Source organism: Streptomyces sp. NRRL F-5727, assembly GCF_000719555.1.
GTDB lineage: Bacteria > Actinomycetota > Actinomycetes > Streptomycetales > Streptomycetaceae > Streptomyces.
On record NZ_JOGX01000035.1, the window covers coordinates 45,810 to 66,095 of the forward strand.

17 protein-coding genes are annotated in these 20,286 nt (G+C 72.2%); 12 read left to right on the top strand and 5 right to left on the bottom strand.

The genetic code is table 11. The features are described from left to right. Nucleotides 1-77 precede the first annotated feature (77 nt). From IF73_RS0122970 to IF73_RS0122985, 4 genes are all read left to right on the top strand, one after another. The gene (locus IF73_RS0122970) at nt 78-1,160 is read left to right on the top strand and encodes a substrate-binding domain-containing protein (protein WP_031011121.1); all 1,083 of its coding nucleotides are present in this window, start codon (nt 78-80) and stop codon (nt 1,158-1,160) included. 42 nt (nt 1,161-1,202) lie between these two features. Next, nucleotides 1,203-2,006, top strand: coding sequence for an ATP-binding cassette domain-containing protein (locus IF73_RS0122975; RefSeq protein ID WP_031011123.1), 804 nt, complete (start codon nt 1,203-1,205; stop codon nt 2,004-2,006). After that, nucleotides 2,003-3,331 (top strand): sugar ABC transporter permease, encoded by a 1,329-nt coding sequence (locus tag IF73_RS0122980; protein WP_031011125.1) that lies wholly within the window; start codon nt 2,003-2,005, stop codon nt 3,329-3,331. The genes IF73_RS0122975 and IF73_RS0122980 overlap by 4 nt, the downstream gene beginning before the upstream one ends. A gap of 291 nt (nt 3,332-3,622) precedes the next feature. Further along, a complete protein-coding gene (locus IF73_RS0122985; protein WP_031011127.1) occupies nt 3,623-5,212 on the top strand; it encodes a hypothetical protein in 1,590 nt (529 codons plus the stop codon). An 11-nt stretch (nt 5,213-5,223) separates the two neighbouring features. Here IF73_RS0122985 and IF73_RS0122990 read toward each other — a convergent pair whose 3' ends face one another. Next, on the bottom strand, nt 5,224-6,177 hold the full coding sequence (locus tag IF73_RS0122990) for a nucleoside hydrolase (RefSeq protein WP_031011129.1): 954 nt from the start codon (nt 6,175-6,177) through the stop codon (nt 5,224-5,226). A 94-nt stretch (nt 6,178-6,271) separates the two neighbouring features. On the opposite strand from IF73_RS0122990, the gene IF73_RS0122995 reads away from it, so the two are divergent. Then, nucleotides 6,272-6,898 carry a hypothetical protein gene (locus IF73_RS0122995; RefSeq protein WP_031011130.1) on the top strand — a complete coding sequence of 209 codons (627 nt, stop codon included), beginning with the start codon at nt 6,272-6,274 and terminating at the stop codon, nt 6,896-6,898. A gap of 4 nt (nt 6,899-6,902) precedes the next feature. Here IF73_RS0122995 and IF73_RS0123000 read toward each other — a convergent pair whose 3' ends face one another. Then, nucleotides 6,903-7,202: a hypothetical protein gene (locus IF73_RS0123000; protein ID WP_031011132.1), complete on the bottom strand. Its 300-nt coding sequence runs from the start codon at nt 7,200-7,202 to the stop codon at nt 6,903-6,905. A gap of 262 nt (nt 7,203-7,464) precedes the next feature. Between IF73_RS0123000 and IF73_RS0123005 the strand changes: the two genes are divergently transcribed. Next, nucleotides 7,465-7,764 carry a DUF1876 domain-containing protein gene (locus IF73_RS0123005; RefSeq protein ID WP_031011134.1) on the top strand — a complete coding sequence of 100 codons (300 nt, stop codon included), beginning with the start codon at nt 7,465-7,467 and terminating at the stop codon, nt 7,762-7,764. 116 nt (nt 7,765-7,880) lie between these two features. On the opposite strand, the gene IF73_RS0123010 is transcribed toward IF73_RS0123005, so the two are convergent. Then, on the bottom strand, nt 7,881-8,477 hold the full coding sequence (locus tag IF73_RS0123010) for a CBS domain-containing protein (protein ID WP_031011136.1): 597 nt from the start codon (nt 8,475-8,477) through the stop codon (nt 7,881-7,883). Nucleotides 8,478-8,655: 178 nt separating this feature from the next. On the opposite strand from IF73_RS0123010, the gene IF73_RS0123015 reads away from it, so the two are divergent. Further along, nucleotides 8,656-9,939, top strand: coding sequence for a YncE family protein (locus IF73_RS0123015; RefSeq protein WP_031011138.1), 1,284 nt, complete (start codon nt 8,656-8,658; stop codon nt 9,937-9,939). Nucleotides 9,940-10,036: 97 nt separating this feature from the next. On the opposite strand, the gene IF73_RS0123020 is transcribed toward IF73_RS0123015, so the two are convergent. Next, nucleotides 10,037-12,112: a discoidin domain-containing protein gene (locus IF73_RS0123020; RefSeq protein ID WP_031011140.1), complete on the bottom strand. Its 2,076-nt coding sequence runs from the start codon at nt 12,110-12,112 to the stop codon at nt 10,037-10,039. A 133-nt stretch (nt 12,113-12,245) separates the two neighbouring features. Further along, nucleotides 12,246-12,839, bottom strand: a complete 594-nt coding sequence (locus IF73_RS0123025) for a TetR/AcrR family transcriptional regulator (protein ID WP_031011142.1) — start codon at nt 12,837-12,839, stop codon at nt 12,246-12,248. A 322-nt stretch (nt 12,840-13,161) separates the two neighbouring features. On the opposite strand from IF73_RS0123025, the gene IF73_RS0123030 reads away from it, so the two are divergent. The 5 genes from IF73_RS0123030 to IF73_RS0123050 all read left to right on the top strand — a co-directional run bounded on the left by IF73_RS0123030 (nt 13,162) and on the right by IF73_RS0123050 (nt 20,248). Next, nucleotides 13,162-13,857 carry a response regulator transcription factor gene (locus IF73_RS0123030; protein WP_031011144.1) on the top strand — a complete coding sequence of 232 codons (696 nt, stop codon included), beginning with the start codon at nt 13,162-13,164 and terminating at the stop codon, nt 13,855-13,857. A 42-nt stretch (nt 13,858-13,899) separates the two neighbouring features. Then, complete coding sequence (locus IF73_RS0123035) at nt 13,900-15,321, top strand: sensor histidine kinase (RefSeq protein ID WP_158822113.1); 1,422 nt, start codon at nt 13,900-13,902, stop codon at nt 15,319-15,321. A gap of 180 nt (nt 15,322-15,501) precedes the next feature. Next, complete coding sequence (locus IF73_RS0123040; RefSeq protein ID WP_234338318.1) at nt 15,502-17,763, top strand: MMPL family transporter; 2,262 nt, start codon at nt 15,502-15,504, stop codon at nt 17,761-17,763. Nucleotides 17,764-17,941: 178 nt separating this feature from the next. Continuing rightward, entirely contained in the window at nt 17,942-19,075 is a 1,134-nt protein-coding gene (locus IF73_RS0123045) for an acyl-CoA dehydrogenase family protein (RefSeq protein WP_031011150.1), read from the top strand. A gap of 96 nt (nt 19,076-19,171) precedes the next feature. Further along, on the top strand, nt 19,172-20,248 hold the full coding sequence (locus tag IF73_RS0123050; RefSeq protein WP_037880144.1) for an SDR family oxidoreductase: 1,077 nt from the start codon (nt 19,172-19,174) through the stop codon (nt 20,246-20,248). Nucleotides 20,249-20,286: the final 38 nt, after the last annotated feature.

Here is a 20,286-nt window from a genome sequence, read left to right on the forward strand (position 1 = left end):
ATAGGCCGAAGGTGCGCCCGCGCCCCCGTGGTCTCGTGGTCCGCGGTGCGGGTCGAGGCGCGCGGAAGGAGCCTCCCATGACCCGAACACTGCGAGGCGCGATAGCGGTGGCCTCGGCGACGGCCCTCTCGCTGGGCGTGGTCGCGACGGCGACGGGCTCGTCGCCCGGACAGGCCAGGCAGGAGATCCGCATCGGGCTGCTGCTGCCGGAGAGCAAGACCACGCGGTACGAGAAGTTCGACCGGCCGTACATCGAGCAGAAGATCAAGGAACTCGCCCCGGACGCCCAGATCGACTACTACAACGCGGCCGAGAGCGCGACCACCCAGCAACAGCAGGTCAACACCGCGCTCGCCAAGGGCGACAAGGTGCTGATCCTGGACGCCGTGGACGCCAAGTCCATCCAGTCCTCCGTGGAGAAGGCGAACAAGGCCGGCGTGAAGGTCGTGGCCTACGACCGCCTCGCGCAGGGCCCGGTCGACGCCTACGTCTCGTACGACAACCGCAAGGTCGGCGAGCTCCAGGGCAAGGCGCTGCTCGACGCGCTCGGCGACAAGGCGGAGAGCGGCCAGATCGTCATGCACAACGGCTCGCCCACCGACCCGAACGCCGCCGAGTTCAAGGCCGGCGCGCACTCGGTCCTCGACGGCAAGGTGAAGATCGGCAAGGAGTACGACACCCCCAACTGGGACCCGAACAACGCCAACCAGCAGATGTCCGGTGCCATCAGCGCGCTCGGCAAGGACGAGATCGTCGGCGTCTACTCGGCCAACGACGGACTGGCCGCCGGCATCGCCACCGCCCTCAAGGCGGCCGGCATGGACGTGCCGCTGACCGGTCAGGACGCCCAACTCGACGCCATCCAGCGGATTCTGCTGGGCACGCAGACGATCACCATCGAGAAGCCGTACAAGCCCGAGGCCGACATCGCCGCGACCATGGCGGTCAACCTCGCCGAGGGCAAGCCGCTTCCCGCCGACCTCACCCCCACCACCGTCACCAGCGGCAGCGGCCAGAAGGTGCCGGCCACGCTGCTGACCCCGGTCGTCGTGGACAAGGAGAACATCAAGGACACGGTCGTCAAGGACGGGCTGTACACGGTCCAGGAGATCTGCACGCCCGCCTACGCCGACGCCTGCAAGGAAGCCGGGCTGGAGTGACCCGCCCGGTGGTGCCCGCTCCCGCCGAGGAGGCGGTCGAAGGTGACCGAAGCACCCGTGCTCGCACTGCGGGGGGTGTCCAAGAGGTTCGGCGCGGTCCAGGCCCTGTCGGGCTTCGACCTGGAGGTCCATGCCGGTGAGGTGGTCGCCCTGGTCGGCGACAACGGCGCCGGCAAGTCGACCGCCGTCAAGGCGATCGCCGGGGTGAACCCGCCCGACGACGGGGTCATCGAGTGGCAGGGCCGGCCGGTCTCCATCCACCGGCCCCACGACGCCCAGCACCTGGGCATCGCGACCGTCTACCAGGACCTCGCCCTCTGCGACAACCTCGACGTGGTCGGCAACCTCTTCCTCGGCCGGGAGCTGCGCCGGTTCGGCGTACTGGACGAGGTCCGCATGGAGCGGCGCTCGCGCGAACTGCTCGACACGCTCTCCATCCGGATCCCGTCGGTACGCATCCCCGTCGCGTCGCTCTCCGGCGGCCAGCGCCAGACCGTGGCGATCGCCCGCTCGCTCATCGGCGAGCCCAAGATCGTCATCCTGGACGAGCCCACCGCGGCGCTCGGCGTCGAGCAGACCGCCGAGGTCCTCGACCTCGTCGAACGCCTCCGCGAGCACGGCCTCGGCACCATCCTGATCAGCCACAACATGGTGGACGTGATGGCGGTCGCCGACCGGATCGCGGTGCTGCGCCTCGGTCGCAACAACGGCTTCTTCGACCGGCGCGCCACCACCACCGAGGAGATCATCTCCGCCATCACCGGGGCCACCGACAGCGCCGTCACCCGGCGCCAGGCCCGCAGACGCGAGCAACGGAAGGCCCAGGACGGGGAGGAGACGCCATGAACGGCGCCAGGGACCCCGACGGACGCCACGGCGAGCCCGGCCCGGTCGGCGCGGGAGGCCCGGCCGGCCCCGCCGACGCCGCCCAGGAGCCGGCGCCCGAGGCGGTGCCCGCGGTCGACAGCCGGCTGATCGTCCGCGAGGAGGGCTTCCGCGGATACGTCGGCGAGTTCCGGCGCAAGCTGCGCAGCGGCGAACTCGGCTCGCTGCCCGTCGTCATCGCCGTCATCGTGATCTGGACGGTCTTCGGCAGCCTCGACAACGCCTTCCTCTCCGCGCAGAACCTGTCCGACCTCAGCCAGCAGATCGTCGGCACCGGCATGATCGCCGTCGGGATCGTCTTCGTCCTCCTGCTCGGCGAGATCGACCTGTCCGTCGGCTCCGTCAGCGGACTCTGCGCGGCGCTCTTCGCCGTGCTCAACGTCATCAACGGCATGAACCAGTGGCTGGCGCTGCTCGTCGCGCTCGCCGGGGGAGCGGCGGTCGGACTCGTCCAGGGCTTCTTCTTCGCCAAGGTGGGCGTGCCCGCCTTCGTCGTCACCCTGGCGGGCAATCTCGCCTGGAACGGGCTGATGCTCCAGGTGCTCGGCACCAGCGGCACCGTCAACATCCCCAGCGAGAGCGTCGTCGCCGAGCTGTACTCCACGATCTTCGAGAGCCCGGCCGCCGCCTACGTCACGGCGGCGGTGGGCGTGGGACTCTTCCTGCTCGCCTCGCTGCTCGACGCCCGGCGCCGGCGGGCCGCCCGGGTGCCGTACCGGCCGATCGCCGAGATCGTGCTGCGGACCGTCGTCCTCGCGGCGATCGCCTTCGCCGCCGCGTACATCCTCAACCGGTACCAGGGCCTGCCGCTGGCGCTGCTGATCTTCCTGATCGTGCTGGTCGTCCTCGACTTCGTGCTGCGCCGCACCCGCTACGGGCGCCAGATCTTCGCCGTCGGCGGCAACATCGAGGGAGCGCGGCGGGCCGGCATCAGCGTGCCGTTCGTCCGGATGAGCGTCTTCACGATCGCCGGCACCATGGCGGCCGTCGGCGGCATCTTCCTGGCCGGCCAGATCCAGTCCGCGAGCCAGACCTCCGGCGGCGGCAACCTGCTGATGAACGTCATCGCGGCCGCCGTCATCGGCGGGACGAGCCTGTTCGGCGGGCGCGGCTCGGTCTGGTCCGCGCTGCTCGGCGCCCTCGTCATCGGCTCCATCCAGTCCGGCATGAACATCATGGGCGTGAGCAACGCCGTCCAGTTCATGATCACCGGCGCGGTCCTGCTGGCCGCCGTGGTCGTCGACTCCCTCTCCCGCCGCAGCCAGAAGGCCGCGGGCCGCGCCTGACGGCGCCGGACGGCGGTGCGGCGGGGTATCCGCCCTCCGTGCGGATCCTGTGCGGATCGCGGGCAGGTCCTGCGCCGGTTCGCCGGGGTGTCGGCTCCCCCGTGCTCTCTTCCGCCCGCAGGTTCCGCCCGTCCTGCGGGCCGCATTTTGCCTAGATCATCCCTAAATCACCCCTGAATCACCTCTGTATGCGCGTTTCTGACGATCCGTCGGTCGTGTTTGCGCATTGCTCCGGCGTTCTGGAAGCCTCCGTGTCACTTGTCCTGCACATGAGCACGGAGGCACCTTCACATGCCCTCAAGGCGAATACGCCGCGCCTGGTTCACCGCCGCCGTCGCGGCCTCGCTGGCGTTCACCGGCCTCGTGGCCCCGGCCCAGGCCGAGGACGCGCCCGGCTCGGACCCCACGGTCCAGGAGCCCCTCACCACCGAGAGCGCGCCCGCGCCGTTCGCGGCCACCGCCTGGACCTCGCCCGGCGGCGCGGCCGCGCCCGGCGACTTCACGCTGTCGCCCGGCGCCCTCAACGCCGAGACCACGACACGGGTCGCCCGCCTGGACGCCGTCCTGCCGAAGTCGGGCGTGCAGAACCTCCTCGCCGGGGCCAACCGCACGGCCGAACCGTGGTGCTCCCGCGACCCGTTCGGCACCGCTCCCGACCCGGACATCAAGTACTGCCTGCAGAGCGACGACTCCGTCTCGCGCGAGTGGGTGCCCCAGGGCATCACCGGCGTCTCCGACGCCAAGGACAACGAGCTGTGGGGCGAGGCCGGGAACATCCAGCTCTTCGCCTCGTACGACGGCTGGGACCCGGGCCGCGAGACCGACCCGGACCCGGCGACCGGCGACTGCACCGCCGCCGAACTGGCCGCCGACGACGCCTGCAACCAGAAGGGCGTCCGGATCACCTTCGTCCAGACCCGCACCAACCCGGCGACCGGAAGCCCCGAGACCAAGTACCGGCACGTCCTGCTGGGCTGGACCTACGTCAACTCGGCCGACCACGTCTCCTTCGACGGGCTGCACGCCGCCGAGTACCCGATCCAGAAGGGCGTCCACGCCGGCGGGATCGTCTGGTACGGCAACTACCTCTACGTCGCCGACACCCGCAACGGCCTGCGCGTCTTCGACATGCGCACCATCATGGACCTCGACCCGGACGGCGACCCCACCACGCACGACGCGATGGGCGCCGACACGGACGGCGTGCAGACGACCGCCAACGTCCAGGACAAGACGAAGGTCGGCCGGCACAACAACGTCTGGTACAGCTTCGGCTACCGCTATGTGATGCCGCAGGTCGCCGCCTGGAAGTTCAAGGCGACCCAGAGCAACCCCAAGGGCTCCTACGCCTGCGTCTCGACCGGCGCCCCGAAGGCGTCGTACATCTCCCTCGACCGCAGCACCACCCCGGACCGGCTGCTGATGGGCGAGTACTGCCGTCCGCAGACCGGCTACCCGTCCACCGGCCGCATCGCCTCGTACCCGGTCGCGGCCCTGGAGGGACGCTCCGCCGACGTGACCGCGGAAGGCTGGGCGAACTACCTGCCCCTGACCAACGGCGGCGCGCAGGGCGCGGCGGCGACCGGCGGCACGCTGTACGTCAACGAGTCCAAGGGCACGGACGAGCCCGGCAACCTCTGGCGCTACCGGTGGAGCAACGGCCAGCTCGTCCAGGCCGGGCAGCCCGTCAAGACCGCCCGGGGCCCCGAGGACCTGTACGTGGAGCGCGGCACGGGCCGCCTGTGGTCCCTCTCCGAGCACCGTCCGGGGTCGGCGTCCGACTGCACCGCGAACCGGGACGCCGCCGATCCGGTGGGCACCGACTACTGCCAGCGGGTGCTCTACGGGCACAGGCTGAGCTGGCTCGACGCCCAGCCGTAGGACCCGGCGGCTCAGGGCCCGGCGGTCCCGCCGAGTGTACGCACGGCCGCCACGACCAGGTCCCAGAACCGGTCCGCGTCGACGTCCGTCGCCACGTCGACGGTGGCCGGCAGGCCCGTCACGCCGTGCAGGTCCACCACCGTCGCGCCCCTGGTGTACGTCCCGTCCAGCTCCACCGTCACGGCCGCCCGCGCGAGGCGGGACACCGCCGGGTCGATCAGGTGGGCGACGGTCAGCGGATCGTGCAGCGGGGGCGCGTCGAAGCCGAACACCTCGCGGTAGGTGGACGCGAAGTAGGTGAGCAGTTCGACGCAGAGCCGGCTCAGCGGGGTGCCGAGGGCGGCGATCCGGGCGACCACCTCGGGGGTGGCCCGCACCTGGTGGGTCGCGTTGAGGCCGAACATCGTCACCGGCAGCCCGCTGCGCAGGACGATGTCGGCCGCCTCCGGGTCGCACAGGATGTTGAACTCGGCCGCGGGCGTGGTGTTCCCGCGCTCCGTCGAACCGCCCATGAGCACGATCCGCGCGATGCGGTCGGCGAGTTCGGGGTGGGCGAGCAGCAGCACCGCGATGTTGGTGAGCGGCCCGGTCGGCACGAGCGTCACCGGCTCCGGGTGCGCCAGGAGCGTGTCCCGGAGCAGGGTGAGGGCGTCTCGCGGGTCCTGCGGCACGTCCGGCTCGTCCGCGCCGAAGCCGGGGCCGTCGAGCCCCGAGGCGCCGTGGATGTCCGCGGCGACCCGGCCGGGCCCGCGCAGCGGCCGGGCGCTGCCCGCGGCGATCGGCACCCCCCGGATCCCGGCCGCCGCACACACCCGCCGGGCGTTGAGCGTGGTCTTCTCCACGGTCTGGTTGCCCGCGACGGTGGTGACGGCGAGCAGCTCGACCGCGGGATGCGCGGCGGCGAGGAGGATGTTGAACACGTCGTCGTGACCGGGATCGCAGTCGAGAATCACGGGGACCGGCATGCCCCCACCGTCCCACATCCGCCCTTCCGGAGGCACACGGCGCGCCCGACAGTATTTCCTGTCGCTCATGCGTTTCGACAGGTACGCTTGTCGCATGAGCGATGTGGCTGGGGTCCCGACCCCCGACAAGACCGACGACGACTTCTGGACCGCCCTCTCGAACCTGGTGGAGCCTCCGTACAGCGAGCCCGTGCAGGACGACGCCTTCACCATGGACGAGCACGTCCACGACGCCGTCCGCGACCTGGCGGAGCGGATCTCGACCCGCCTGCTGGCCTACCGCGCCGCCGGCAAGTCCCCCGATCCCGTCCTCATGGCCGCGCCCGACGTCCAACTGGCGCTCCTGCGCGCGCTGTACGAGGCCAAGCAGTCCGTCGACCGGCTGGCGGAGAGCGCCGCCACCGTCGCCGGCCGCAGCGGCGCGAACTACGCGCAGCTCGGGGCCGCCTGGGGCGGCATCAAGCGGCAGTCCGCCCGGCTCAAGTGGCCCCACGCCGTCGTCAGGAAGTCCGCCAGCGAGTCCATCCCGCTCCACTACGCGGGCGGCACCGCCGTCGTGCACCACGACGCGGACGCCGACGCCTGGTGGTACACCGCCACCGCCGCCGACCAGCAGGAGAAGGAGTCCGAGCCGGTCCACGGCAGCTACGCGGAGGCGATCGCCGGAGCGACCGAGTTCCTCCTCGCGCACACGACGCCCGGCCGGCCCGCGTCCGGGTGACCGGTCAGAGCGGGACGTCCCCGCAGCCGTACCCGCCCTCGCCCGGGTCCTCGCCCTCCGTGCGGCGGATGCGGCGGTGCTTCTGTGACGGCGACGCGGGATAGCGGGACAGCAGCGTGTCCAGCTTCGCGAGGGCGGTGGCCGTGGCCATGAGGACGAGCGCGGTCGCCGCGAGGCCGACGCCGACGTGCAGGCCGCTCGCGCTCAGGACCACGCCGATCCCGAGGCTCGCCGGGACCCCGAGGCCGGCCACGGCCACCTGGAGCACCTCCAGCCGTTTGCGCGCGCCGAACCGGCCGGCCATAGCGGTTCCCTTCGCCGTGAGCGATGAGCGATGAGCGATGAGCGGTGAGCGGTGAGCGGGTGAGCCGCGAGCAAGGAGCGGTGACGTGCCCGTGCCGGGGGTGGTTCCCGCCTCCTCGTGGCGGAACACGCCCCTCCGCGCGCTCCCCGGGCCGCGCGCGTGCGCCGACGCCCCCGTGGGCGGATCCTGGAAGGGACGGGGGAGCAGCGCCCCGGGCGCGTACGGCACCGGCGGCGCCCACCGGCGTGCGAGGAGGCAGACCATGACACGGAACCTGGAATGGAGGGTCGGCCTGGAGCTGAGCGAGGACGCGGGCAGGACCAAGGCCGAGGCCCGCCTCGACACGGGGACGGCGACCTTCACGGGGCACGGCACGGCCCGCTGCAACCCGGCGGACACGGACGTGCCGGCCATCGGGGACGAGCTGGCGGCGAGCCGGGCCATGAAGGACCTGGCGGGCAAGCTCATGCGGGAGGCGAACCGGGAGATGGACGCGGCCGGCGCCGGGACCGTACCGCAGCACACGGGCCCCGGATACGGCTGGCCGGAGGCGGTCTCCTGAGGAGCCCGCCGCCCCGCGCCACGGCCCCCGGGCTCCTTCCGGGGGCCGTGGTCCGTTCGGGCCCGGGGCGGACCGTCCGGTCCCCCGGCGGTCCGTCCGGTTCCCCGGCGGTCCGCTCAGTCCCGGGACGGCTCCACGACCAGGTGGTCGACGACCTCGACCACCCCGTCGACGGACTCGCACAGGCGCCGGAGCAGCGGGACGAGGTCCGCGCGGCCCACGGTGCCGCTGAGCGTGACCCGGCCCTCGTCGACGTCGATGTGGACGGCGGCGGGGGAGAGGCCGAGGATGCGGACGACCACGTCCTCGCGGATCTCCTCCTGGATCGCGCGGTCCCGGCGCAGGAAGAGCTGCAGCAGGTCGCTGCGGCTGAGCACGCCGATGAGCCGCCCGCCCGCGTCCACGACCGGCAGCCGCTTCACCCGGTGCCGCTCCATCAGCCGGGCCGCCTCGACCGCCGTCCAGGAGGGGCGGGCGGTGTGCACCGGGCTGGACATCATCGCCTCGGCGGTGCTGGGGCCGTCCTTGGCGGTGTGCCGCCGCAGCAGGTCCGCCTCGGAGACCACCCCCACCGGCCGGTTCTCCTCGTCGACGACCGGCACCGCCGTGATGCCGTACTCGTCGAGGAGCCGCGCGATCTCCTTGAACGGTGTCCCGCGCTGGACCGCGACCGCCGTCGGGGTCATCAGGTCCGCCACACTGCGGTGCCTCATCGTCCGTTCCGTCCCTTCTGCGGGTGACGGTTCCATGATCCCGCATCCGTCGCGCGCGGCGTGCGGGAGGGGTGGGGAACGGGGGTGCGAAGACGTCTTGTGGGCGGGACGGGTCCGTGGTTACCTGCGAGTTACCTCCGGTAAGTCCTCGTCCCGTCAAGGAAAGAGAGGCACCCCCATGCCCTCGGCACGTACGACCCGGACCCGCCGTCTCGCGGTCGCCCTCGCCGCCTCCCTCACGGCCTCCCTCACCCTCCTCGCCCCGGCCGTCGCCGCGCCCCCGGCCGCGGCGCCCGCGACCCCCGCGGCGGAAGGCCCGCTCCAGGAGGTGATGTTCGTCGGCAACAACTGGGACGGCACCGCCGACGTCATCGCCGCCCGCGGCGACTTCCACCGCATCGGCCGGCTGAACGTGGTCCCCGACAAGGAGGAGCGCCTCCGCGAGATCTACCTCAACCCGGTCAAGCTCGCCTTCTTCCTCGGCGTCCGCAGCGGGCCGGGCGAGGGGCACGACCAGTTCGTCGACGACATGTACGCCACCCCGGACGGCGCCTCCATGGTCGTCTCGCGGCCCAGCTTCGCCGACGTGGTCTCCCTCGACCTGCGCACCGGGCGGATCAACTGGCGCTTTCCCGTGGCCGGTTACCGTGCCGACCACATGGCCGTCTCACCCGACGGCACCCGCGTCGCCGTCTCCGCCTCCACCGCGAACACCGTCCACGTCCTCGACATCGCCACCGGCCGCGAAGTCGGCAGCTTCAAGACCGGCGACAAGCCCCACGAGAACGTCTTCACCTCCGACGGGCGCCTCTGGAACATGTCCATCGGCGAGGTCACCACCGCCCTCGACGCGCCCTGGCTCGACTGGACCAAGGGCGACCGCAGGATCACCGTCGTGGACGCCACCACCTTCGAGACCGTCCGCGTCGTCGACATGCGTTCCCGCCTCGACGCCTTCGGGCGCGACGACCTCTCCGACGCCGTCCGTCCGCTCGTCTTCACCCCCGACGAGAAGAAGCTCTACTTCCAGGTCTCCTTCCTCAACGGCTTCCTGGAGTACGACGTCGAGAGCGACCGCGTCACCCGGCTGAAGACCCTGCCGGGCAACCCCGCCACCGACCCGGATCGCACCACCTGGGTCAACGACTCGCGCCACCACGGACTTTCGATCAGCCCCGACGGGCGCAGACTGTGCGTCGCCGGGACCATGGACGACTACGCCACCGTCGTGGACCGCGAGACCCTGAAGCAGGGCCCGCTCGTCCCCACCAGCAAGCCCTACTGGGCCACCGTCAGCGGTGACGGACGGGCCTGTGTCGTCTCGGAGAGCGGCGCCGACCGGGTCAGCGCCATCGACTTCGCCACCGGCGAGCGCGTCGCGACGGTGGCGGTCGGCGACCACCCCCAGCGCGTCAGGCTCGCCCGGGTCCCCGCCGACTGGTCGTCCCCCACGGCGAACTGACGGACCCTCGGGACAGCCGGAAGGGCCGGCCGGATCGCCTTCGATCCGGCCGGCCCCTCCTCGTCGTCGCCTGACCCGTCCGCTCCTGCGAGCGGACTCAGGAACGGGCGACCGTCACCTCGTGGAGCGAGTAGCCCCACTGCGTGGCCCGCCGCTCCCCGTGGATCCGTACGTAACGGGCGGGCGTGGAGGCGAACACGGCCGTGTCGAAGCCTCCGTCCCCCGCCTCCGTCGACCACACCGACCGCCAGCTCTCGCCGTCCTCGGAGACCTCGATCCGGTACTGCCGGGCGTAGGCCCGCTCCCAGTCCAGCGTCACCCGGCCGACCCGCCGGACCTCGCCCAGGTCCACCCGGAGCCACTGGTCGTCCGACCAGTCGCTCGCCCAGCGGGTGCCGGTGTCCCCGTCGAAGGCGCGCCCGGAGGCGTAGCTCGTGAACGGGTGCCACTCGGCGGAACTGGCCGACGTGGGCCTCCCCGCCGCCAGGTTCTCGCCCGGCTCGTGCCGCTCGGTCGCCCGCCAGGTCCGCAGGTAGGACTCGGCGCCCAGGGCCAGGTCCCCGATCACCTCGGGGCCGCCCGGGGTGAGCCGGATCTGCTCGATCCAGTCCGGCACGAGACCCGCGTGCGCGGCGCCGTCCGTGTTGAGGTCCCAGGTCCGCTCGCCGGTCACCTGCCGGTCGAGGACGGTGCCGCCGTCGAAGCTGCGGTACGGGTACGTCACCGCGTTCGGGGCGTCCGGGCCGACCGGGCCGGGCCAGCCGCCGACGCCGTTCATGTCGGTGCCGTAGCCGAGGCCGACGCCGTACTTCTCGCGCAGCTCGGCCTTCCCGTTCGCCTCGCCGATGAAGCCGCCCGCGCTGTGCATGTACGGAGCGGTGAACCCGCCCAGCTTGTACAGGCGTTCGGTCCAGTCGAGGTCCATCCAGCTGTGCGTGGAGAGCACGCCCGGGTACTCCTCGGCCTCCAGCATGTCCAGCGCCCGGCCGGCCGCCTTCACGCTCATGTGGTCGAGCTCCAGCATCATGCCCCGCTCCATCATGCCCCGGAGCGCGTACTCGCCGAGCCGGGTGAGCCCGCGGGTGTTGCAGCGCGCGTCGGAGGCGTAACTCGGCACGCTCACCCCGGCGGGCAGCTTCTCCGCCATGGCGGCGGGCGCCACGAGGCCGATCGGGTTGTCCTGCTGCGGGCCCGCGCACCGCTCGGTCGCCCAGAAGGTGCCGGTGGACAGGAACTGGCCGATGTTCACCGCCACACCCGTGGTGCCGCTGTCGAAACGGACCCCGCACAGGGCGTTGTCGAACTTGTGGCACAGGAACATGCTGCGCACCCCGAGCCGGTACAGCTCGTCCAGACCGCGGTCGATGTCCGCCTGGTCGCACTGGGCCACGTCGAGGATCTGCTTGCAGCCGAACGGTTCCGAGGTCTCCACGCCGAGGACGACGGCGAGCTTGCCCTGCTCGACCACCGACCGCGCCTGGTCGGCGCTGGTGACGATGCGGAACCAGCCCTTGCCGGGGCCGCCGAACATCGCGTCGACGTAGTCCTGCATCTCGTACGTCTTCCGGGCCTCCAGCCGGATGGCCTCCATCTCGTCGCACCCGCGGTCCCGGGGCATGATCGAGCACAACAGGCCGTTGGAGACCAGGTCGTTAACGAGGACCCGCTGGCCGCCGCGCCAGGCGCGCTCCAGCCAGGCGTAGTAGTTCTGCTGGTGGGTCAGCGAGTTGTGCGCCGGCCAGTCGGCGAACGTCGGCCAGCCGTCCGGGTCGTGCTTCCCGTTCGCGCCGCCGGTCAGGTTCTCGAAGAGGGCGCCGGAGCCGTCCGGATAGTGCTCGGGACAGTCCTTCAGGGCGTCGGCCACGCCCGCCGTCGAGAACGGCTTGCCGCAGATCAGCCGGCCGCCGAAGCCCTCGTTGGACATCACGTGGTTGTGCGCGTCGACGAAGCCGCGCACCCGCCCCTGGGCGTCGGTGCCGGTGAACGGCGCGCCCGTGGCGTTGACCTGGGAATCGGGCGCCGGCCGGGCGGCCGGCTCCCACCACGGCGCGTCGGCCGCGGGGACGGGCGCGGCGCCGAAGAGCACCGCCGCGAGGGCGAGGAAGAGGGACACGAGACCGAGGCGGCGTGTCCCGCGGAAGGGGGAAGTGCTTCGGGTGGTGCGTGGGGTCATGGTCGCGAAGCCTCCGGTCGATGGGGGTGTACCGGGCGCCCCGAGGATCGCGGTGCGGAAGGTCTGAGTCAAGGGTCCGGGTCAAATGACCTGTTGAAGAGAACGCCGCCGCCCGGACCCCGCCTCCCGCGCTTCAGCCCTCGATCAGCCGAACGAGCTGATCAGCCGTCAGTTCCAGTTGCTCCGCCGCCGCTTCCTCGTCCCCGAGCACCAGGTACTGGAGCGTCATCCCGTCCACCGCCGCCGCCAGGTGGCGCGCCAGCGTCGCCACCGGAACCTTCGGCTCCGCCCCGCGCACCGACCCCACCTGCTCCACCAGCGCCGTCGCCGAGCGCACGTACTGCTCGTACTGGGCCCGGGCCAGATGCTCGAAGCCCGGCTCGCGCAGCGCGTACTGGGTGAGGTCGTACGTCAGCATGTGCTCGCCCGGATGCGCGGTGACGTCCTCCCAGTACGTCCGCAGCGCCGCCCGCACGGTCTCGCGCAGGGTCGCGCGCGGCTCGACCGCCTTCATGACCCGTGCCACGTAGTCGCCGATGATCGTCTCTATGGCGGCCTCCAGGAGGGCCTGCTTGGAGTCGAAGCAGTAGTGGAAGACGCTCAGCGAGACGCCGGCCTCGGCGGAGATCGACCGGGTGGTGGTCCTGGCCACCCCGTCCCTGGTCATCGCCCTGATCGCCGCCTCGACCAGCTGTCGGCGTCGCTCCGCCGACGGCATCCGCGCCATGCTTCCTCCTCGGGTCCGGGCGTCAGGGTAACCGCCCGCCGTTCCGGCCCGCCCGGCCCCTCCACTCGGCCCCGCGCCGGACCGAAGGGTGACGAAAGGGACGCCACCGGTGCCAGTCATTTCGTATGGAAAACGCATGTGGAATGGTGTCGAATTCATTTCGCGGACCGTTTCCGTTCGCGTAGGTCTTTTTCGGGCCGAATTCTTTCGGACGGCCCCCGACGTTACCCGCGGGTTTGGTCCATCCATTCCGACAACATCGTTAACATCCGTGCGGGGCAGGCCGTCAGGGGGACGGCTCCGCCGCGATGGGGGAGCAGAGATGCAGGTGCTCGTGGTGGAAGACGACACGCGGATCGCCGAGGCGCTGACCGAGGCATTGCAGAGATTCGGACACGACGTCGACTGGGTCGGCAGCGGAGCCGAGGCGTTGAAGGCCGCGCACCGCACCGAGTTCGTCCTGTTGGACCTGGGGCTGCCGGACCTGGACGGGCAGGAGGTGTGCCGGCGCGTACGAGAGACCTCCGCCGTCCCCATCATCGCCGTCACCGCACGGTCCGAGGAACTCGACCGCATCCTGCTGTTACAGGCCGGTGCGGACGACTACCTGGTCAAGCCGTACAGCATGCGCGAACTGCTGGCGCGCATGGACGCGGTCGCCCGGCGCGTGCACGCGCCCGCCCGGGCCGAGCGGTCCGCGGGCACCGGCGGCGAGGACGAACTCTGCGCGCTGGGACCGCTGCTGGTGGACCTGCGGACGCGCATGGTGCAGCTGGACGGCGAGCTGGTGCACCTGACCCGCCGCGAGTTCGACCTGCTGGCCGCCCTCCTTGACGACGCCGGCGCCGTCAAGGGCAGGGACGACCTGATCAACGAGGTGTGGGACCCCAACTGGCACGGCTCCACCCGGACGCTCGACGTCCACATCGGCTCGCTGCGGAGCAAGCTCGGCGGCCGGGAGTGGATCCAGTCGGTGCGCGGCGTGGGCTTCCGCCTGGTCCTGCCCGACCGGCACTGACCGACGACCGACATGACCGGACGATGAAAGGGGAGTTCTGTCGTGCGGCGTCATCTGGTGGCCGCGTTGGTCGCCTTACCGGTCGTGGTGGTCACCCTCCTGGGACTGCCCCTGGCCCTGCAGCTCAGCGACGAGGCACGGCGGGAACTCGTCCATACCCGCGTGACGGAGGCGCGCCGGCTGGTGCCCACGGTGGTGCGGGCCATGACGGAGGGGGAACAGGCCGGGCTCCGGCGGCAGATCGCCGAGTACCAGGACCGTACGGGCGGCCGCGCCCACGTCTTCGACACCGAGGGCCGGTCGGTCGTCGGGGCGCTGCATCCGCTGCCCGCCGAGGAACTCACCCGGCAGAGCGTCGTACGGGCGGCGCTGGAGGGGCAGTTCACCGACTCCTCCGACCGGCAGTTCTCCGAGCTCGCCGAGGAACTGGTCGTGGCCGTCCCGGCCGTCCACCGGGGTCAGCTGGTCGGCGTCGTGGTGGTGTGCTCGCCCCTGGACGACCTGGAGCTGAGGCAGTGGACGATCTGGGCCGCGGTCGCCGTGACCGGAGCGCTCGCCCTGGCGGCGAGCGGCTTCCTCGCCGAACCGCTCGCCCGGTGGATCCTGCGTCCCGTGCGCTGCCTGGAGGGGGCGGCCCGCCGGTTCGCCGCCGGGGACCACACCGCTCGTGTGCCGGTCCGTCTCGGCCCCCCGGACCTGCGGGTGCTCGCGGAGACCTTCAACCATCTCGCCGAGCAGGTGCAGCACCAGGTCACGGTGCAGAAGTCGTTCGTCTCCGACGCCTCGCACCAGCTCAGGTCCCCGCTGGTGGCGCTGCGGCTGCGCCTGGAGAACCTGGAACCCCACATCGCACGTGACGGCAGCGGCAGCCTGGAGCAGGCGCTCGGAGAGGTGGACCGGATGGCCGGCATCCTCAACGCGCTGTTGCTGCTCGCGCGGGCGGAGTCCGGCGCCCAGGCCACCGAGAGGGTCGACGTGCGGGCCGTCGTCGAGGAACGCGTGGCGTCCTGGCGGCTGGTCTCCGAACCCCGGGGCATCGCCGTGACGGTCGAGGGCGAGGAGGAGCTCGTGGCCACGGCGGTCGCGGGCACCGTCGACCAGATCCTGGACGTGTTCCTCGACAACGCGGTACGCGCGGCACCGGCCGGCACGGCCGTCCGGGTCCGCCTCGTCGAGGACGCCGCGATGGTGGCCGTGCAGTGCGCCGACGCCGGTCCCGGCATGACCGCCGCCGAACGGGCCCGCGCCTGCGACCGCTTCTGGCGCGGGGCCGGCGCCGCCACCGGGGAGGGCTCCGGCCTGGGCCTGGCCATCGCCGCCAGCCTGGCCCGGGTCAACGACGGCGACATCCTGCTCCAGGAGGCGCCCGGCGGAGGACTCCACGCCGAGGTACGCCTCCCGGCCCGGTGCCCCTCTGAGGACGGGCACCACGCCCCGGCCTCCCTGAAGGAGAGCCTGCGGTGAATCCGACGCCGTCCCTGCATGTCCCCTGCATCTGCCCTGCCGGGCTGTTGCAGCGGCCGTTCCTACGCTGACGCCCGGCACCGCCCTGTGCGGCGTCGGCCCCTCGTCCCCCGTCCCCTCGATCCCTTTCGTGCGCGCCCCACCGGGCCGCTTCCCTCAACTCACCTCCTAGGAGGAGGCGTGGCTTCCCAGTCCACCGTCCGTAGCCAGACGCCGCCCAAAGCCGCACCACCCGCTCCGCCGAAGGGTCTGGCCGCACTGGGCCGCTGGCTGGCGAAGCGCCGGCTGGCCGTCCTGTTGGTCACCATGGTGGCGCTGGTCGTCGCGGTGCCGTTCGGCTCCGATGTGGAGAGCCGGCTGTCGGAGGGCGGAATCACCGTCCCGGCCTCCGAGTCGGCCCGCGCGGACGAACTGCTCAACAGCCGCTTCGAAGGCGGCTCCCCCCATCTGGTGTTCATCGCCGCCGCCGGCAAGAGCGTCGACAGCCCCGACGTCGGCGCCGACGCCACCGCGCTGACCGACCGCCTCGCCAAGGAGCCGGGCGTGGTGCAGGCGGCGTCCTACTGGACGCTCGACAAGCCGCCCACGCTCCGCTCCAAGGACGGCCGCACCGGTCTGATCATGGTGCGCCTCGCCGGTGACGAGGACGAGGTCCGCAAGACCGCGGCACGGATCGTGCCCGACGCGGTCGGCGAGCAGGGTGCGCTGAAGGTGACCGCGACCGGCGTGACCGCCGTCCGCATGGAGATCGAGAAGCGCAGCGAGGAAGACCTCACCAAGGCCGAGCTGCTGTCCGGCCCGCTCGTCCTGATCATCCTGTTGCTGGTGTTCGGCAGCGTGGTCGCGGCGAGCACCCCGCTCGCCGTCGGCATCCTCGCGGTGATCGGCTCGTTCGTCGTCCTGCGGCTGCTGGACATGGTCGTCCAGGTCTCGGTGTTCTCCGTCAACATCACCACCGCCCTCGGCCTCGGCCTCGCCATCGACTACAGCCTGTTCATCGTCACGCGCTACCGGGAGGAACTGGCCCGGGGCCGCACCGTCCACGAGGCCGTCGGCGAATCCGTACGCACCGCCGGACGCACCGTGCTGTTCTCCGCCCTGACCGTCGCCCTGTCGCTCTCGGCGATGCTCGTCTTCCCCATGTACCACCTGCGGTCCTTCGCCTACTCCGGCATCGCCGTCGTGGTCCTCGCCGCGCTCGGTTCGGTCATCGTGCTGCCCGCGCTGCTGGCCGTGCTCGGCCACCGCATCGACGCGCTCGACGTCCGGCGCCTCTTCCGCCGCGGCGCCAAGGCGCCCGCGGCGCGCACCGAAACCGAGGGGTTCTGGCACAAGCTGGCCATGGCGGTCATGCGCCGGCCGCTGCCGTTCGCCCTCACGGTCGCGGCCGTCCTCGTGGCGCTCGGACTGCCCTTCCTGCGGGCCGAGTTCGGCGACAGCGACGACCGGGTCCTGCCCGCCTCCTCCCCGGCGTACCAGGGCGCCCAGGTGCTGCGCGAGGAGTTCGACAACCGGGAGGGCTCACCGCTGAACGTGGTCCTGCCCGACCTCGACCCGGCCGCGGCACCGGAGAAGGTGGCCGCGTACGCCGAGCAGCTGTCCACCGTGCCCGGCATCACCCGCGTCGACGCGCTGACCGGCTCGTACAGCGAGGGCGCCCAGATCGCCCCGCCCGGCCCCGCCAGCGAGCGGTTCAAGGCCGACAAGGGCACCTGGCTGTCGGTGGTCTCCGACACCGAGCCCTACTCCGAGCGGGGCATGGACCTCGTCGAGACGCTGCGCGCGGAGCCCGCGCCGGACACCGCGCTCGTCGGCGGACAGGCCGCGCTCCTGGTGGACTCCAAGAGCACCCTGGGGGACAAGCTGCCCTGGGCGCTCGGCATCATCGCCCTGTCCACGACGGTGCTGCTGTTCCTGTTCACCGGCAGCCTCCTCATCCCGGTCAAGGCGATCGTGCTGAACCTGCTCAGCCTCACCGCGACCTTCGGCGCGATGGTGTACGTCTTCCAGGACGGACACCTGCGCTGGCTGGTCGGCGACTTCACCGTCACCGGCATGCTCGACATCGACACACCGATCCTGATGTTCTGCGTCGCCTTCGGACTGTCCATGGACTACGAGGTCTTCCTCCTGTCGAGGATCAAGGAGGAGTACCACCGCACCGGCGACAACGTCTCCGCCGTCGCCTGGGGCCTGGAGCGCACCGGTCGACTGGTCACGGCTGCCGCCGCGCTCGTCGCGACCGTCCTGCTGGCCTTCGCCACCTCGTCCCTGACCCCGCTCAAGCTCCTCGGCGTCGGCCTGGCGCTCGCCGTGATCGTCGACGCCACCCTGGTACGCGGCATCCTCGTCCCGGCGTTCATGCGCCTGGCCGGCCGCGCCAACTGGTGGGCGCCACGGCCGCTCGCGCGCCTGCACCAGAAGATCGGTCTCGACGACTGACCCACCCCCAGGGGGATCATGTCGAACTCATGAGCGGAACTTGACGGTCCTCTGCACGGGTGCTGCATCACCGGCTCATAGCGTGTTGCCGTGCCGTCGGGGCGCCGGGCGGAGATCCGCCCGCCGGGCGTCCCGAGCGGGGGACATGTGTCGAGCTACCAGGTGGGGGGACCCGTCCATGCGGTTTCTGCAGCGTGAACGTACCGTCGTCGAGGAAGTGCTGCCGGGCCTGGACCAGAGCCTGGCCGCGCTGCCGCTGGCCGAACTCGAGGCCGCCGACAGCCCGGGGGTGAAGCTGTTCCGCGACGCCGGCGGCCCCGGCCTGCTGGTGCCCGCCGAGCACGGCGGCCGCGGCGCGGATCTGCCGACCGCCCTGCGGGTGCAGCGGGCGATCGGCTCGCGCTCCCCGTCCCTGGCCGTGGCGACCACCATGCACCACTTCTCGGTCGCGTCCCTGGTCGAGGCGGCGGCCGTCGGCGGCGGCATGGAGTGGCTGCTGCTCGCCGCCATCGCCAAGGACGAGCTGCTCCTCGCCTCCGGCTTCGCCGAGGGACGCACCGGCCAGGGCATCCTCCATCCGTCCCTGACCGCCCGCACCGAGGGCGACAAGGTGTTCCTGAGCGGTTCCAAGAAGCCGTGCAGCCTCGCCCGCTCCATGAACCTGCTCACCGCCTCCCTGCCTCTGCCCGGTCCGGACGGAAAGGACCGGCTGGCCATCGCCCTGATCCCCGCCGAGGCGCCGGGGGTGTCCGTCAGGCCGTTCTGGGGCAGCCCGATCCTGGCGGGCGCCGAGAGCGACGAGGTCGTCCTGGACGACGTCGAGGTGCCGGCCGAACTGCTGGTGCGCACGGACGTCACCGCGGACGGGCGCCTGGACCAGCTGCAGACCGTCGGCTTCGTGTGGTTCGAAGCCCTGATGACGGCCAGCTACCTCGGCGCCGCCTCCGCCCTGGTCGAGCGCACGCTGGGCAACGCCCACGCGGACAGCACCGTCGTCGCCGAAGCCGTGGCCTGCGTCGAATCCGTCGCCCTCGCGCTGGAAGGGCTCGCCGCCGACGTGGCGACGGCCGGCGTCACCCAGGACACGCTGTCGCGGTCCCTGATCTGCCGGTACGCCGCCCAGGACGCGATCAGCCGGGTCCTGTCGCTGTGCGTGGAAGCGCTGGGCGGCATGGCGTTCATCGGCTCCGGCGACATCGCCTACCTCAACTCCGCCTGCCGCGCACTGGCGTTCCACCCGCCGTCCCGGACGCGCATGGCCGCCCCGCTGACCGAGTACTTCAGCGGCCGAGCCCCGCTGCGCATCCCCTAGGGGAGTCGAGGCGCCCGATCGGGCCGAGCCGTGCCACGGCTGCCGCCTGCCTGAGACCCCCGTACGCCCGCTGACCTGTTCGAGAGGTGCTCGACCGTGCCCAGCCATCCCACCGTTCTTCTCACCGGCGCGTCCGGTGTCGTGGGCAGCGCGCTGCTGCCCCGGCTGTCCGACTGCCGCACCATCGCCCTGACCCACCGCACACCGGTGGCCGGCGCCGACGAGCAGCTGGCCGGCGACCTGACCGCGCCGCGCCTCGGCCTGGACGCCGACGCGTACCGCCGTCTCGCCGCGCGGGTCGACGCGATCGTGCACTGCGCGGCCGTCACCGGCTTCTCCAGCGGCGCGGAGGCCGCCCACGCGCTCAACACGGCCGGCACCCGGCAGATGACGCGGCTCGCCGCCGACGCGGACGCCGTGCTGTACCACGTGTCCACCGCGTTCGTGGACCGCACCGACCTGACGCGGGCGCAGCTCGGCCAGGACCACGGGGACGCCACCGCCCGGCCGGAGGACTACCTGGACTCCAAGCGCGCCGGGGAGGACGTCGTCCGGTCGTCGGGTGTTCCCGCGGTGATCATCCGGCCGTCGGTGGTGATCGGGGACGCCGCCACCGGTGCGATCTCCGCGTTCCAGGGCCTGCACGGCATCGTCCACGGGCTGCTGCGCGGGCTCCTTCCGCTGGTTCCGCTGCCGGCCGACTCGCCCGTCGACTTCGTGCCGCAGGACGTGGTCGCCGCCACCATCGCCGGCCTCGTCCGCCAGGGCCGGCGGGACGGCGAGGTCTGGGTCACCGCGGGCGCCGACGCCCTGCGGACCGAGGCCGCGCTGCGGGTCATCCACGACACCGCCGAGGAGCTGGGCCTGAAGGCCGCGCCTCCCCGCATCGTCGGCCCGGAGATGGTCGACCGTCTGATCCGGCCGGTGTTCATCGCCAACCTGCACCCCCGGGCGCGCCGCCGCTTCGACGACATGCTCGCGATGACGGCGCTGTTCGCCCACGGCCACGTGTTCCCCACCAGCCTGGGCCGGATCGCCGGGATACCGGACGCCCTGAGCACGAGCGAGCTGGAGTCCGCGCTGCGGGCGTCGGTCGCCTACATGGCCCGCACCAGGGGCATGGTCCGCCGTGCCGCGGAGCCGGTGCGCGCGGCGGAGCAGGTGCCCGCATGAGCGAGCTGACGCTCCCCGCCCCCGCCCCCGCCCCCGCC

Excerpts from the sequence above, each read along its gene's own strand:
- IF73_RS0122970 (WP_031011121.1), top strand. The coding sequence starts at position 78 with ATGACCCGAACACTGCGAGGCGCGATAGCGGTGGCCTCGGCGACGGCC.
- IF73_RS0122980 (WP_031011125.1), top strand. The coding sequence starts at position 2,003 with ATGAACGGCGCCAGGGACCCCGACGGACGCCACGGCGAGCCCGGCCCG.
- IF73_RS0122985 (WP_031011127.1), top strand. The coding sequence starts at position 3,623 with ATGCCCTCAAGGCGAATACGCCGCGCCTGGTTCACCGCCGCCGTCGCG.
- IF73_RS0122990 (WP_031011129.1), bottom strand. The coding sequence starts at position 6,177 with ATGCCGGTCCCCGTGATTCTCGACTGCGATCCCGGTCACGACGACGTG.
- IF73_RS0122995 (WP_031011130.1), top strand. The coding sequence starts at position 6,272 with ATGAGCGATGTGGCTGGGGTCCCGACCCCCGACAAGACCGACGACGAC.
- IF73_RS0123000 (WP_031011132.1), bottom strand. The coding sequence starts at position 7,202 with ATGGCCGGCCGGTTCGGCGCGCGCAAACGGCTGGAGGTGCTCCAGGTG.
- IF73_RS0123005 (WP_031011134.1), top strand. The coding sequence starts at position 7,465 with ATGACACGGAACCTGGAATGGAGGGTCGGCCTGGAGCTGAGCGAGGAC.
- IF73_RS0123010 (WP_031011136.1), bottom strand. The coding sequence starts at position 8,477 with ATGAGGCACCGCAGTGTGGCGGACCTGATGACCCCGACGGCGGTCGCG.
- IF73_RS0123015 (WP_031011138.1), top strand. The coding sequence starts at position 8,656 with ATGCCCTCGGCACGTACGACCCGGACCCGCCGTCTCGCGGTCGCCCTC.
- IF73_RS0123020 (WP_031011140.1), bottom strand. The coding sequence starts at position 12,112 with ATGACCCCACGCACCACCCGAAGCACTTCCCCCTTCCGCGGGACACGC.
- IF73_RS0123025 (WP_031011142.1), bottom strand. The coding sequence starts at position 12,839 with ATGGCGCGGATGCCGTCGGCGGAGCGACGCCGACAGCTGGTCGAGGCG.
- IF73_RS0123030 (WP_031011144.1), top strand. The coding sequence starts at position 13,162 with ATGCAGGTGCTCGTGGTGGAAGACGACACGCGGATCGCCGAGGCGCTG.
- IF73_RS0123045 (WP_031011150.1), top strand. The coding sequence starts at position 17,942 with ATGCGGTTTCTGCAGCGTGAACGTACCGTCGTCGAGGAAGTGCTGCCG.